General features: G+C 66.4%; 12 protein-coding genes and 4 tRNA genes. 5 read left to right on the top strand and 11 right to left on the bottom strand.

Annotation, left to right across the window (positions count from 1 at the left end; translation table 11 throughout):
• Positions 1-109: 109 nt before the first annotated feature.
• Positions 110-2986: a GGDEF domain-containing phosphodiesterase gene (locus IB255_RS00775; protein WP_192209705.1), complete on the top strand. Its 2877-nt coding sequence runs from the start codon at positions 110-112 to the stop codon at positions 2984-2986.
• Positions 2987-2992: 6 nt separating this feature from the next.
• Here the strand turns inward: IB255_RS00775 and IB255_RS00780 are convergent, their stop codons facing one another.
• Positions 2993-3616 (bottom strand): helix-turn-helix domain-containing protein, encoded by a 624-nt coding sequence (locus IB255_RS00780; RefSeq protein ID WP_151187801.1) that lies wholly within the window; start codon positions 3614-3616, stop codon positions 2993-2995.
• A 111-nt stretch (positions 3617-3727) separates the two neighbouring features.
• Here IB255_RS00780 and IB255_RS00785 point away from each other — a divergent pair, with 111 nt between their 5' ends.
• Genes IB255_RS00785 through IB255_RS00795 form a run of 3 tightly spaced genes read left to right on the top strand, consistent with a single transcriptional unit; the run spans position 3728 to position 6361 of the window.
• Positions 3728-4840, top strand: a complete 1113-nt coding sequence (locus IB255_RS00785) for an NAD(P)/FAD-dependent oxidoreductase (RefSeq protein WP_151187802.1) — start codon at positions 3728-3730, stop codon at positions 4838-4840.
• Positions 4841-4860: 20 nt separating this feature from the next.
• A complete protein-coding gene (locus tag IB255_RS00790) occupies positions 4861-5235 on the top strand; it encodes a RidA family protein (RefSeq protein WP_081519357.1) in 375 nt (124 codons plus the stop codon).
• Positions 5236-5293: 58 nt separating this feature from the next.
• A complete protein-coding gene (locus IB255_RS00795) occupies positions 5294-6361 on the top strand; it encodes a hypothetical protein (RefSeq protein ID WP_081519356.1) in 1068 nt (355 codons plus the stop codon).
• A gap of 95 nt (positions 6362-6456) precedes the next feature.
• Here IB255_RS00795 and IB255_RS00800 read toward each other — a convergent pair whose 3' ends face one another.
• Positions 6457-6903, bottom strand: a complete 447-nt coding sequence (locus IB255_RS00800; protein ID WP_081519355.1) for an Hsp20 family protein — start codon at positions 6901-6903, stop codon at positions 6457-6459.
• Positions 6904-7049: 146 nt separating this feature from the next.
• Between IB255_RS00800 and IB255_RS00805 the strand changes: the two genes are divergently transcribed.
• On the top strand, positions 7050-7796 hold the full coding sequence (locus IB255_RS00805) for an SDR family oxidoreductase (RefSeq protein WP_192209706.1): 747 nt from the start codon (positions 7050-7052) through the stop codon (positions 7794-7796).
• A gap of 66 nt (positions 7797-7862) precedes the next feature.
• On the opposite strand, the gene IB255_RS00810 is transcribed toward IB255_RS00805, so the two are convergent.
• The 9 genes from IB255_RS00810 to IB255_RS00850 all read right to left on the bottom strand — a co-directional run bounded on the left by IB255_RS00810 (position 7863) and on the right by IB255_RS00850 (position 12188).
• Complete coding sequence (locus tag IB255_RS00810; protein WP_192209707.1) at positions 7863-8822, bottom strand: tRNA dihydrouridine synthase; 960 nt, start codon at positions 8820-8822, stop codon at positions 7863-7865.
• 76 nt (positions 8823-8898) lie between these two features.
• Positions 8899-9354, bottom strand: coding sequence for an acyl-CoA thioesterase (locus IB255_RS00815; protein WP_192209708.1), 456 nt, complete (start codon positions 9352-9354; stop codon positions 8899-8901).
• Positions 9351-10001, bottom strand: coding sequence for a bifunctional 4-hydroxy-2-oxoglutarate aldolase/2-dehydro-3-deoxy-phosphogluconate aldolase (locus IB255_RS00820; RefSeq protein ID WP_081519351.1), 651 nt, complete (start codon positions 9999-10001; stop codon positions 9351-9353). The genes IB255_RS00815 and IB255_RS00820 overlap by 4 nt, the downstream gene beginning before the upstream one ends.
• 167 nt (positions 10002-10168) lie before the next feature.
• Positions 10169-11008 (bottom strand): alpha/beta fold hydrolase, encoded by an 840-nt coding sequence (locus IB255_RS00825; protein ID WP_081519350.1) that lies wholly within the window; start codon positions 11006-11008, stop codon positions 10169-10171.
• Positions 11009-11021: 13 nt separating this feature from the next.
• On the bottom strand, positions 11022-11561 hold the full coding sequence (locus tag IB255_RS00830) for a TetR/AcrR family transcriptional regulator (protein WP_081519349.1): 540 nt from the start codon (positions 11559-11561) through the stop codon (positions 11022-11024).
• A 168-nt stretch (positions 11562-11729) separates the two neighbouring features.
• A tRNA-Glu gene (locus IB255_RS00835) sits at positions 11730-11805 on the bottom strand.
• Positions 11806-11863: 58 nt separating this feature from the next.
• A tRNA-Ala gene (locus IB255_RS00840) sits at positions 11864-11939 on the bottom strand.
• A gap of 44 nt (positions 11940-11983) precedes the next feature.
• Positions 11984-12059, bottom strand: a tRNA-Glu gene (locus tag IB255_RS00845).
• Between the two features lie 53 nt (positions 12060-12112).
• A tRNA-Ala gene (locus IB255_RS00850) sits at positions 12113-12188 on the bottom strand.
• Between the last annotated feature and the right edge of the window lie 71 nt (positions 12189-12259).

The following is a 12259-nucleotide window of genomic DNA, read 5'->3' on the forward strand; positions in this document are numbered from 1 at the left end:
CTATTGTTCTGACAGAACTAGAAGAAGGGGCCCGAATGCCCGTCCGCACACCCGTTCGCGTTAGCCGGCCCCACTTGGCCGGCGCCGCCAGACTCAGGGGGAGCGCCGCATGAGCCGCGATCCGCACACGCCCCCGCACGCCTCCGACGGACAGGACAAGTTCGCCAAAGCCTTTCATACCGCGCCCGACGCCATGGTCATCACCGACCGGGACAGCGGAAAATTCCTCGAGCTCAATGCCAGTTTCGTCGACCACTTCGGCTGGAGCCGCGAAGAAGCCCTCGGCCGCACCTCGGTTCAACTCGGCCTCTGGCACAGCCTCGACGAACGCCAGCGGATGCTCGACAAGATCACCGCCGAGCGGCAGATCGACGGCTTCGACGTCACCCTCATCACCCGTACCGGCGAAGTCCGCAGCGCCCGCGTCTACGGCTGCCAGATCGAACAGGACGGCCGCCCCTGCCTGGTGCTGACGGTCCGCGACATTACCCGCATGCGCGCCCAGGAACGCGCCCTGCGTGACAGCCAGGAGCGCCTGGACCTGGCGCTGGACTCCGCGCAACTGGGCATCTGGGACTGGCACATCCCCAGCGGCCTGCTCTACGGCTCGGCCCGCGCCGCCGTGCTGCACGAATTGCCTGACCGGGACTTCCACGGCCCCTTCGGCGAGTTCTTCGCCTGTGTCGACAAGTCCGACCGCCAGCGCATGCGCCAGGCCTACGCCCGGCTCGCCCGCGGCCCGGAGAGCGACTACCAGTTCACCTACCGCGCGCAACTCGACTCCGGCGAAGTGCGCTACCTGGAAAGCCGCGCGCGGCTCTACCGCGACGCCCGCGACAAACCGCTGCGCATGGCCGGCACCCTGCTCGACATCACCGAACGCGTGCTGCGCGAACGCAGCCTGCAGGCCTCGGAGGAGAAATTCGCCAGCCTGTTCCAGGGCAGCCCGGACCCGATCTGTGTGTCGAGAGTGCGCGACGGCGAGTTCGTCGAAGTGAACCCGAGTTTCTGCCGCACCTTCGGCTGGCTCGCCGAGGACATCATCGGCCGCTCGTCCCACCAGGTGACCTTCTGGGCCGATCACCACCAGCGCTCGCGACTGTTCGAGCAACTGATGCGCGACCATTCGCTGCAGAACGTCGAAGTGCAGTTCCTCACCCGCGAAGGCCAGACCATCACCTGCATGGTCGCCAGCCGGCTGATCTGGGTCGACCGCCAGCTGTGCATCCTCTCCAGCTTCCGCGACGTCACCCGCCGGCTGCAGGCCGAGGCCGCACTCAAGGCCAGCCAGGAGAAGTTCGCCAAGGCATTCCACTCCAGCCCCGACGCCATCACCATCACCGAGCGCGCGACCGGCCGCTACATCGAGGTCAACGAAGGTTTCCACCGCCTGACCGGCTACCACACCGACGAGGTGATCGGCCAAACCTCGCTGGGCATCAATATCTGGGCCGATCCCGACGAGCGCCTGAACATGATCGCCGCGCTGAACCGCGACGGTTTCGTCCACCACCTGGAAATGCGCGGCCGCCACCGTGACGGCACGATCAAGACGGTGGACGTGTCGGTAGAACCGATCGAACTGGGCGGGGTGGACTGCCTGCTGCTCACCGCCCGCGATACCAGTGAGCTGCGCGAGGCCGAGGCGCGCATCCAGCACCTGGCCTACCACGACGCCCTGACCGACCTGCCCAACCGCGCCCTGCTGATGGACCGCCTCAAGCAGCAGATCGCCCTGCTGCAACGCCACAGCCTGCGCGGCGCTCTGCTGTTCCTCGACCTCGACCACTTCAAGCACATCAACGACTCGCTCGGCCACTCGGTCGGGGACTCCATCCTGCAGATGGTCACCGCGCGCCTGGAAGCCAGCGTGCGCCAGGAAGACACCGTGGCGCGCCTGGGCGGCGACGAATTCGTGGTGCTGATCACCGGCATCGAGGGCAGCCGCCTGGAAACCGCCCAGCAGGTACGCCAGCTGGCGGAAAAACTCCGCGACCTGCTGGCCGAACCCATGCTGCTGGACGGCCATCGGCTGCAGATCACCCCGAGCATCGGCATCGCGCTGATTCCCGACGACGGCGCGACCCCGGACGACCTGCTCAAGCGCGCCGACATCGCCATGTACCGCGCCAAGGACGCCGGACGGAACACCGTGCAGCTGTTCCACGAATCCATGCAGCAGGCCGCCAGCGAGCGCCTGCGCCTGGAGAACGGCCTGCGCATGGCCCTCGCCCGCCGCGAGTTCAACCTGCACTACCAGCCGCAGGTGGACGCCCGCGATTCACGCATCGTCGGCGCCGAGGCGCTGCTGCGCTGGCGCCACCCGACTCGCGGCCCGCAATCGCCGGCCAGCTTCATCCGCGTGCTGGAGGACAGCGGGCTGATCGTCGAAGTGGGCCAGTGGGTACTCGAGGAAGCCTGTCGCACCGGCGCGCGGCTGCTCGCCGAGGGCCGCATCGACGTCGAGAGTTTCAGCCTGAGCGTGAACATCAGCCCCCGGCAGTTCCGCCAGAGCGAATTCGTCGAGCGCCTGCTGGCCCTGCTGCACAAGACCCGGCTCCCGCCCAGCCTGCTGAAACTGGAGATCACCGAGGGCATCGTGATCCAGCAACTGGACGACACCATCGCGCGCATGGAGCGCCTGCGCGAAGCCGGCGTGCAGTTCGCCATGGATGACTTCGGCACCGGCTACTCCTCGCTGACCTACCTCAAGCGCCTGCCGGTGGACAGCCTGAAGATCGACCAGAGCTTCGTGCGTGACGCCCCCAACGACAGCAACGACGCAGAGATCGTCCGCGCCATCATCGCCATGGGGCACAGCCTCGGGCTGGAGCTGGTGGCCGAAGGGGTGGAAACCCCGGAGCAGCTGGCGCTGCTGGCGGAACAGGGTTGCCATCTGTACCAGGGCTACCTGTTCGGCCGACCGGTACCGCTGGAGGACTTCATCGCCCTGCTGCCCCGCAACGATACCCAGCAGGCAACCTGAGGCCCGCTATTGCGCGGGCCGCAACTCCGACATCACCACCATCACCTGCGCTTCGTCGGCCTCGCCGTCGTTGAGGTAGAGGTGGCCAATGCTGCTGTCGAAATAGGCCGTCTCGCGCGTCCCGATGCACACCGACTCGCCCGTCTCGAACTGGATGCGCACACGACCGGCCACCACCATGGCGAACTCCTGGCCGGGGTGGCGGACGTAATCATCGAACTCACCCACCTCGCGGGCAAAGATGCGCGCGTACAGCGGCGTCATGCTGCGCTGCGGGAAATCGCCGGCGATGGGGTAGTACTCGTAGCCGCCGGTGTCGTAACCGGCAGCGTTGTCGATGCCAGTCTTGACGAAAGTCTTCAGCCCCATCAGCCCGCCGACGGACGGCAAAGGGCGGAACAACTGAGCGATATCCACCTGCAAGGCGCGGGCGGCGGCGGCCAGCTTGTCGTAGCTCACCGCCACCTGTGCCAGCTCCATCTTCGACAGGGTGGAAACCGCCACGCCAGACAGGTCGGAGAGCTGTTTCAGGGTCAGTTTCTGCTGCTTGCGAACCGCCCGCAGACGCGCACCGACTTCGTCTCGATCCAGTTGCTGGGGCTTGGGTAGTGCCTGGGCGGTTTCGCTCATGGGACATCTCGTGAGGGGGCCGACGAAAGTTTACCGGGCCTTGCCTTTCGCGCAAAAATTCTCATATCTTAGATTTCTCACATACGAGAAAATCTGCAGAAGGCCCTTGCAGTGAGCCATTTCGATTTCGTCATCATCGGTGCCGGCATTGCTGGCGCCTCCCTCGCCTACCGCTTGAGCGAGACGCACAAGGTGCTGGTGCTGGAGCGCGAAGAGCAGCCCGGCTACCACTCCACCGGGCGCTCCGCCGCCATGTTCATGGAGGCCTACGGTACGCCGCAGATCCAGGCGCTGACCCGCGCCAGCCGAGCCTTCTACGAGAACCCGCCAGCCGGCTTCAGCGAGCACCCGATCCTCACTCCGCGCGGCTGCCTGTACGTCGGCGGCCCGGAACACCTCGAGCTGCTCAAGCAGGCCGAAGCCACGCCCGGCGTCAAGCGCATCAGCACCGAACAGGCGCTGGAATTCCTCCCCGTCCTGCGCGCCGACGCCATCATCGGCGCACTCTACGAGCCGGACGCCCGCGACCTCGACGTGCATGCGCTGCACCAGGGCTACCTGCGCGCGCTGCGCCAGCGCGGCGGCGAACTGCGCTGCGACCGCGAGCTGCTGTCGGCTGACTATGCCGATGGCGCGTGGACGCTCGAACTCAGCCAGGGCGAAACCGTCCAGGCCGCGCAGCTGGTCAACGCCGCCGGCGCCTGGGCCGACCACGTGGCCGAGCGCTGCGGCATCCGTCCGGTGGGCCTGCAACCCTGCCGCCGCACCGCCTTCACCTTCCCGGTGCCCGACGGCTTGGACATCAGCCGCTGGCCGACGGTGATCGGCATCGACGAAAGCTTTTACTTCAAGCCGGACGCCGGCCAGTTGCTCGGTTCCCCCGCCAATGCCGACCCAGTGGAAGCGCAGGACGTGCAGCCCGAGGAACTCGACATCGCCCTGGGCGTTTACCACATCGAGGAACACACCACCCTGGCGATCCGTCGGCCGAACCACAGCTGGGCCGGCCTGCGCTCCTTCGTCGCCGACGGCGACCTGGTGATCGGCCAGGACGCGCAGAACCCGGCGTTCTTCTGGCTGGCCGCCCAGGGCGGCTACGGCATCCAGTCCGCCGATGGTGTGTCGCGCCTGGCCCAATCGCTGCTGCTCGGCCAGCCGCTGCCCGAATCCCTGCGCCAGGAAGGCGTCGACCCCCAGCGCCTGAGCCCGGCGCGCCTGCGTTGAATTCCCCCGGAGACCTTAGAATGAGCGATATCCAGCGTTACCCCAGCAGCCTGCCCTTCCCCTTCTCCCGCGCCGTCAAGGCCGGCGGCTTCCTGTTCCTGTCCGGGCAGATCCCGATGACCGCGGACGGCCAGGTGGTGAAAGGCGACATCCAGACCCAGACCGAAGCGGTGATGACCCGCATCGCCGAAAGCCTGGAAGCCTGCGGCGCCAACTACTCGCAGGTGGTGAAGGCCACCGTATGGCTGTCCGACATGGCGCACTTCGCCGGCTTCAACGAGGTGTACAAGCGCTACTTCGAACAGGGCCTGCCAGTGCGCTCCTGCGTGGCTTCGGCACTGGCGCTGGGCGTGGACGTCGAGGTGGAAGTCCAGGCCTACGTCGGCCAGGCGTGACCCTTTCCGGCCCCGCCGCGAGCGGGGCCGCTCTCATAACAACAACAGAGTCTCGATCATGAAAACCAGTCTCAAGCTCGGCGGGGCCTACATCGGCCTGGTGGTGGGCGTCGGCTTCGCCTCGGGCCAGGAGATCCTCCAGTTCTTCGGCGGCTTCGGCATCATGGGCCTGGCCGGCGCGCTGGTGGCGCTGGCGCTGTTCGCCTTCCTGCTGATGAACCTCTACCAGATCGGCAGCCGTCTGCAGACCCAGTCGCACAAGGAAGCCATGGAGTACATCTGTGGCAAACCGCTGGGCCGCGTCGTCGACCTGATGCTGACCTTCTTCCTGTTCGGCACCATGGTGGTGATGTTCGCCGGCGCCAACTCCTCCTTCGAGCAGCAACTGGGCATCGGCCACTCCATCGGCGGCATGGTCCTCGGCGTGCTGACCATCATCACCGTGTGCCTGGGCCTGAAGCGGGTGATCACCCTGATGAGCCTGATCACACCGGTGCTGATGGTCATCGTGGCCATCATTGCCGTCTACGCGTTGACGCATATCCAGAAGCCGCTGGCGGAGCTGGAGCAGATCGCCCTGGCGGTGCCGCACCCGGCGCCCAACTGGCTGCTCGGCGCGCTGCTCTACGTCTCCTACAACGTCGCCGCCACCGCAGCGGCCGTGGTGGTGATGGGCGGCAGCGTGGCGAACCTGCGCACCGCGGCAATGGGCGGCGTGTTCGGCGGCATCGGCGTGGGCGTGCTGATCCTCGCCATGGCCCTGGTGATGCTGGTGCAGATCGACGTGATCGGCGGCAGCGCCATTCCCACCCTGCTCCTGAGCAACAACATCGCGCCCTGGTTCGGCGATGTGATGCTGGCCCTGCTGCTGGTGAAGCTGTACTGCACCACCAGCGGATTTGCCTACACCCTGGCCGCGCGCTGCGCCGCCTACGGCGTGCCGTTCCGCGTGGCGACCGTGGTCGCCGTGGTGCTGGCATTCATCGCCAGCCAGGTCGGCTTCGTCAAGCTGGTGGGCCTGGTCTATCCGGCCATGGGTTACCTGGGCTTCGTGCTGATGGCAGCCATCGTCTTCGCCTGGTGGCGCAACCGCTCGGCGCCGCTGCCGGATCAGCAGAAGGTCTGATCGGCAGCTGATCGAGGCACCAACGAAAACGCCCGTCTCCTGCGAGACGGGCGTTTTGCCTGGCAGCTACGGCCCGACTGATGCCGGGCCGCTGCTTAGCCTTCGATGGCCGGGTTCTGGCCGTTGATGGCGATCCGCTTGGGCTTGGCTTCTTCCGGAACGATGCGCACCAGTTCGACGCTGAGCAGGCCGTTCTTCAGCGATGCGCCCTGGACCTCGATGTGGTCGGCGAGGCGGAACGACAGCTTGAAGGCGCGCTGGGCGATGCCCTGGTGCAGGTAGGTGACGCTCTCGGAAGCCTTTTCGCGCTTGCCGCCGTTGACGGTCAGCACACCGCGCTCCACTTGCAGCTCCAGGTCTTCCTCCTGCAGGCCGGCGGCAGCGATGACGATGCGGTACTGGTCGTCACCATGCTTCTCGACGTTATAGGGCGGGTAGGAACTGCCGCCTTCACTGCGCAGGGCGGACTCGAACAGATCGTTGAAACGATCGAAGCCGACGGACTGGCGGAACAGCGGGGCGAGGGAAAGGACGTTGCTCATGCGAATCTCCTGAAATTTTCAGCAAGGTATGATCTGGAGCCTGAGGTCAGAACTCCGGTGCGGGACCCGTCTTCGGCCTCCCGCAGGAACATAGATTGGGCTGCGCGAATCCATTTCAAGCCCCCTTCACAACAGGAAGAGTTTCCATGGACAAGGTCATGCTGATCACCGGCGCCAGTCGCGGCATCGGCGCCGCCACCGCCCTGCTCGCCGCCGAGCGCGGCTTCGCCGTGGCGATCAACTACCGCCGTGAGCGTGAAGCGGCGCAGGCGCTGGTCGCGCAGATCACCGCAGCCGGCGGCAAGGCACGCGCCTTCGCCGCCGACGTGGCAAACGAGGAAGACGTGCTGCGCCTGTTCCGCGAAGTGGACGAAGCCTTCGGCCGCCTCGACGCGCTGGTAAACAACGCCGGCATCCTGGAGCGCCAGATGCGCCTGGAAGACATGGACGTGGCGCGCCTGCAGCGGGTGTTTGCAGTGAACGTTACCGGGACCTTCCTCTGCTGCCGCGAGGCAGTGAAGCGCATGGCGCGCCAGCACGGCGGCAAGGGCGGAAGCATCGTCAACGTGTCGTCCATGGCTTCACGCCTGGGTTCGCCCAACGAGTACATCGACTACGCCGCCGCCAAGGGCGCGGTGGACAGCCTGACCATCGGCCTGGCCAAGGAAGTGGCGGCGGACGGCATCCGCGTGAACGCCGTGCGGCCGGGGCTGATCCGGACGGATATCCACGCCAGCGGCGGAGAACCGGGGCGCGTGGAGCGCCTGCAATCGGCGATCCCCCTGGGGCGTGGCGGCGAGGCGGAAGAAGTGGCGCGGGCGATCCTGTTCCTCGCCTCGGACGAGTCCAGCTACAGCACCGGAGGTTTCATCGACGTCAGCGGCGGGCGATAACCTGTAAGAGCGCGCCATGCGCGCGATCGCGGGCATGGCCCGCTCCTACAGGTGTCTGCCGTTGCGTCAGGCGGCGGCTTCGATCTCGACCTGCAGCATCCGGTCGAGCGCTTCGCAGTCGTGCTCGCGGCGCACCTGGGCGAACAGCTCCACAGCTTCGGGATAACTGCGGGTAAGCATCCCCAGCCACTGCTTCAGACGCCCCGGCGCATACCGCGGCGCCAGCTTGCGCCGGGCCTGGCGCCAGAAGTCGTCGAGCAGCACGCGCACTTCCGACCAGGGCATCGGCACCACTTCGCGGCCATCGCGCCACGCGGCGATCTGCCGGGCGAGGTCCGGGCGGGAAACCAGTCCGCGGCCGAGCATGATGTCCGCCACGCCGCTGATGGAGCGGCAGCGGTGGTAATCCTCCAGCGTCCAGACTTCGCCGTTGGCGAACACCGGCACTTTCACCGCATCGGCCACTTTCGCCACCCACTCCCAATGCGCCGGCGGCTTGTAGCCGTCGGCCTTGGTCCGCGCGTGCACCACCACATGGGCGGAGCCGGCGTCGGCCAAGGCGCGTGCGCAGTCGATGGCGCCGTCCGGGCTGTCGTAACCCAGGCGCATCTTCGAGGTCACCGGAATGTGAGCCGGCACCGCGCGGCGCACCGCCTCGATGATGCTGAACATCAGCTCGGGTTCCTTGAGCAAAACCGCTCCGCCACGGGACCGGTTCACCGTCTTGGCCGGGCAGCCGAAGTTCAGGTCGATGACCGGAGCACCCAGCTCGCAGGCCTGCACGGCGTTTTCCGCCAGCAGTTGCGGGTCGGAGCCGAGCAATTGCACGCGCATCGGCACGCCGGCGCGGGTACGACTGCCATGCTCCAGCTCCGGAGCGAGCGCCAGGAACGACGACGGCGGCAACAGCCGGTCATTGATGCGGATGAATTCGGTGACGCACCAGTCGATGCCGCCGACGCGGGTCAGCACATCGCGGAGGATGTCATCTACCAGCCCCTCCATCGGGGCCAGGGCGATCTGCACGGGGGAATCTCGGGCTATGGCGAAGGCCGCGGATTGTAGGGAATGCGCCGCGCCGGGAAAAGCGCGGCACGACGGATCACGCGCCGGCGGCCACGGTCTCCGGGGCGAGCAGCGCGCGGCCATAGCCTTCGATGAACTCCACCGGCATGCGCTTGGGCTTGCCGCTGGACAGCTCGATGCAGACGAAGGTGGTCTGTGCGCGCAGCAGGGTCAAGGCGTCCGCCGGGCGCACCAGCTGGAAGTGGCGGGTCATTTTCAGGCGCTGGTCGGACTGGACGATCCAGGTCGCCAGTTGCAGCTGCTCGCCTTCATAGGCGGCCGCCAGGTAATCCACTTCATGGCGCACTACGGCCATGGCGCGATCCAGCCGGCGGTACTCGGCCAGGTCCAGCCCCAGGCTCTGGGAGTGGCGCCAGGCGCAACGCTCCAGCCAACTGACGTAGACGGCGTTGTTGGCATGGCCGAGGCCGTCGATGTCCTCGGACTTGACCTCGATGTCGATGACGAACGGGTCGGGCAACTGCCAACTCATGAAGCGTGCTCCAGGCTTGCGGCCAGCGCGATCGCTTCGGCGGCCAGTTGGGTGATCTGGTCCCAGGCGCGGGCGCGGACCAGGCTGGGCGGCGCGATCCAGGTTCCGCCGACGCAGGCGACGTTGGGCAGGCGCAGCACGTTGAGCAGGTTTTCCTGGGTGATGCCGCCGGTCGGGCAGAAGCGGATGCCGGAGAAAGGCGCCTTCAGGCTCTTGAGCATCTTGATCGCCGCGTTGCCGTCGGCCGGGAAGAGTTTCAGCGAGCGGTAACCGTACTCCAACGCCACCAGCACCTCGGAAGGCGTCATCACTCCGGGCAGGAACGGCAGTTTCGCGTCGTCGGCGGCGGCCACCAGGCGCGGCGTGCAGCCGGGGCTGACGGCAAACTGCGCGCCGGCATCGCGGGCTTCCTGGAACTGCTCGGTGTGGATCAGCGTACCGGCGCCGACGATCATGTCCGGCAGCTCACGGCGGATTTCGGCCACCGCATCGAGCGCCTGCGGTGTGCGCAGGGTCACTTCCAGCACGCGCACACCACCGTCGTACAGGGCGCGGGCCAGGTCACCAGCCAGCGCCACATCATCGATCACCAATACCGGCATGACCGGGCGCGCCTTCTGCAGCACCCAGTCCAGCGACAGATTCATGCATTCCCCCAATCGACCACCCGCGTGCGCAAGACCTCGCGCCCAGGCCGGGGCGGCCGGAAATGCCCGAAAGTCTACGCCAGCGCGCCGGGCCTGACGACCCGCACCGGGCCATCATGCAACGATAACGACGGCCTTTAGCCGCCGTTATCAGGCTGGTGAATGGCTCAGGAAGCCAGCGCCAGGGGTAAAGGCATCTCGACCTCTTCCAGCAACTCCAGAATGGCTTCGGTGACCACTGCATCCGCCAGTACGCGGTGATGCCCGCCATCCTTCAAGCGCAGCAGCCTACTGCGCGGCCAGGCCTCGTGGATGGCCGTGGCCTCGCCGACCCGCACGTACCGGTCGTCCTCGGCGTGTACCACCAGGCCGGGGAAGTCCAGCTCATAACGCGCGACGTCCAGCTGCTTGGCCGCAATACCCGCGCGCGCCTCGATCATGCGGATGAAGCGCGAGCGTGCCAGCGGCGCCAGGCCGACCATCCTGGAGAAGCCGCGCAGGACTCCCAGGACATTGCTCGGCGCACCGATGGTCACCAGCGTTTCGGTACGCAGGCCCATCTGGGTCGCCAGCAGTGCGCTGGCGCCGCCCATGGAATGACCGATCACGGCCCGCAGCGGCGGCAACTCGCTGGCTGCCTCCAGCAGGGCGCGGGCGAACAGCACGATGTCCGCTTCGTGGCCGGGCGAGCGGCCGTGCCCCGGCCCGTCGAGGGCGATCACGCCATAACCGGCGCCCACCAGCTTCTCGATCAGCGTGGCGAACTGGGTAGGCCGACCTTCCCAACCGTGCATCAACAGCACAGCCGGCCCCTCCCCCCAGCGCAAGGCAGACAACCCGAAACGCAGGGTGACACGCTCGGAGCTGGCCAGCAGCGGCAGCTCCCAGTCACGCGGGGCATATTCGTTGGGCGTCACGAACAGCTGACGCATGCGCTGCGCCGCCCATGTCGGGGCGACGCGGCCCAGGGTGGCATTGATTCCTCGAACCCAGCTCAGACTGTTCATTTGCCGTACCTCCTCAGATCACCGCTTTCTTCGCGGCACGCAGGACACGATCGGACAGGTCGCCGGTGCCCAGGGCACGAGCCAGCGCCAATCCGCCAATCATCAGGGCCATGTCGCTGAGCACGGTGTCGATTTCCTCGGGGCGGCCGGCCAGCGCCGCGACCATCAACTCCACGTGCTCTTCCAGGGTCTGGCGGAAAGCTTCCGGCAGATCGGCGATCTCGTTCAGTGAACTGGGGATCGGGCAGCCCTCCTCCTCGGTATCGCGGTGCTTGCGCGACAGGTAGTACTGCGCCGTCAGTGCACGGCGCTCGGCGAAGCTCAGTTGCGGATCGAAGCGCTTGAGGCCTTCGCGACGCTTGGCGAGCAAGTCGCGGAAGGCCTCCAGCATCAGCGCGTCCTTGCTCTCGAAGTGCGAGTAGAAGCCGCCCACCGTCAGCCCCGCCGCCGACATCACCTCGCCCACGCTGGGGCCGACCGGCCCGTGCTGGAGCAATGCGCTGGTGGCGGCGGACAGGATGCGTTCGCGGGTCTGGGCTTTCTTGTCGCTCATGGCTGGCTCTCGCTCGGACAAATATTATGGGCAGAATATTATTCTCATAATAAAAATCGGCAAGCAGAAAGCGCGACCGCTGGTCGGAGGAACATTTCCTGGAGGGAGAAAAACAAAAGGGCCACTGAAAGTCTCAGTGGCCCTATAGGCATCGCAGAGCGATAAAAATGGCGTCCCCTAGGGGACTCGAACCCCTGTTACCGCCGTGAAAGGGCGGTGTCCTAGGCCACTAGACGAAGGGGACATATCCTTCGAAGAAACCCACCCGAGGGTGGATTCTGGCTTCATCCCGTATGGGAATTTGGTGGAGCTAGACGGGATCGAACCGTCGACCTCTTGCATGCCATGCAAGCGCTCTCCCAGCTGAGCTATAGCCCCAGATGACTCTGGCTGACGACGCGAACGCATCGTCGCTGGATAAGTGGCGTCCCCTAGGGGACTCGAACCCCTGTTACCGCCGTGAAAGGGCGGTGTCCTAGGCCACTAGACGAAGGGGACGCAAAACCTTCGATTTCAGTCTTGCCCGGACCAGGCAAGACCTACTGGTAATTTGGTGGAGCTAGACGGGATCGAACCGTCGACCTCTTGCATGCCATGCAAGCGCTCTCCCAGCTGAGCTATAGCCCCAAAGTACCGCTGGATCTACCGTTCCGCTTCGTTCTGTCAGTTCAGTTCGTCGCTGGAACGGGGCGCATCTT

It is taken from the genome of Pseudomonas sp. PDM22 (assembly GCF_014851965.1).
Lineage (GTDB): Bacteria > Pseudomonadota > Gammaproteobacteria > Pseudomonadales > Pseudomonadaceae > Pseudomonas.

What these genes read in the sequence shown, in the direction of transcription:
- IB255_RS00775 (WP_192209705.1), top strand. Translation starts at nt 110, where the DNA reads ATGAGCCGCGATCCGCACACGCCCCCGCACGCCTCCGACGGACAGGAC.
- IB255_RS00780 (WP_151187801.1), bottom strand. Translation starts at nt 3,616, where the DNA reads ATGAGCGAAACCGCCCAGGCACTACCCAAGCCCCAGCAACTGGATCGA.
- IB255_RS00790 (WP_081519357.1), top strand. Translation starts at nt 4,861, where the DNA reads ATGAGCGATATCCAGCGTTACCCCAGCAGCCTGCCCTTCCCCTTCTCC.
- IB255_RS00795 (WP_081519356.1), top strand. Translation starts at nt 5,294, where the DNA reads ATGAAAACCAGTCTCAAGCTCGGCGGGGCCTACATCGGCCTGGTGGTG.
- IB255_RS00800 (WP_081519355.1), bottom strand. Translation starts at nt 6,903, where the DNA reads ATGAGCAACGTCCTTTCCCTCGCCCCGCTGTTCCGCCAGTCCGTCGGC.
- IB255_RS00805 (WP_192209706.1), top strand. Translation starts at nt 7,050, where the DNA reads ATGGACAAGGTCATGCTGATCACCGGCGCCAGTCGCGGCATCGGCGCC.
- IB255_RS00815 (WP_192209708.1), bottom strand. Translation starts at nt 9,354, where the DNA reads ATGAGTTGGCAGTTGCCCGACCCGTTCGTCATCGACATCGAGGTCAAG.
- IB255_RS00820 (WP_081519351.1), bottom strand. Translation starts at nt 10,001, where the DNA reads ATGAATCTGTCGCTGGACTGGGTGCTGCAGAAGGCGCGCCCGGTCATG.
- IB255_RS00825 (WP_081519350.1), bottom strand. Translation starts at nt 11,008, where the DNA reads ATGAACAGTCTGAGCTGGGTTCGAGGAATCAATGCCACCCTGGGCCGC.
- IB255_RS00830 (WP_081519349.1), bottom strand. Translation starts at nt 11,561, where the DNA reads ATGAGCGACAAGAAAGCCCAGACCCGCGAACGCATCCTGTCCGCCGCC.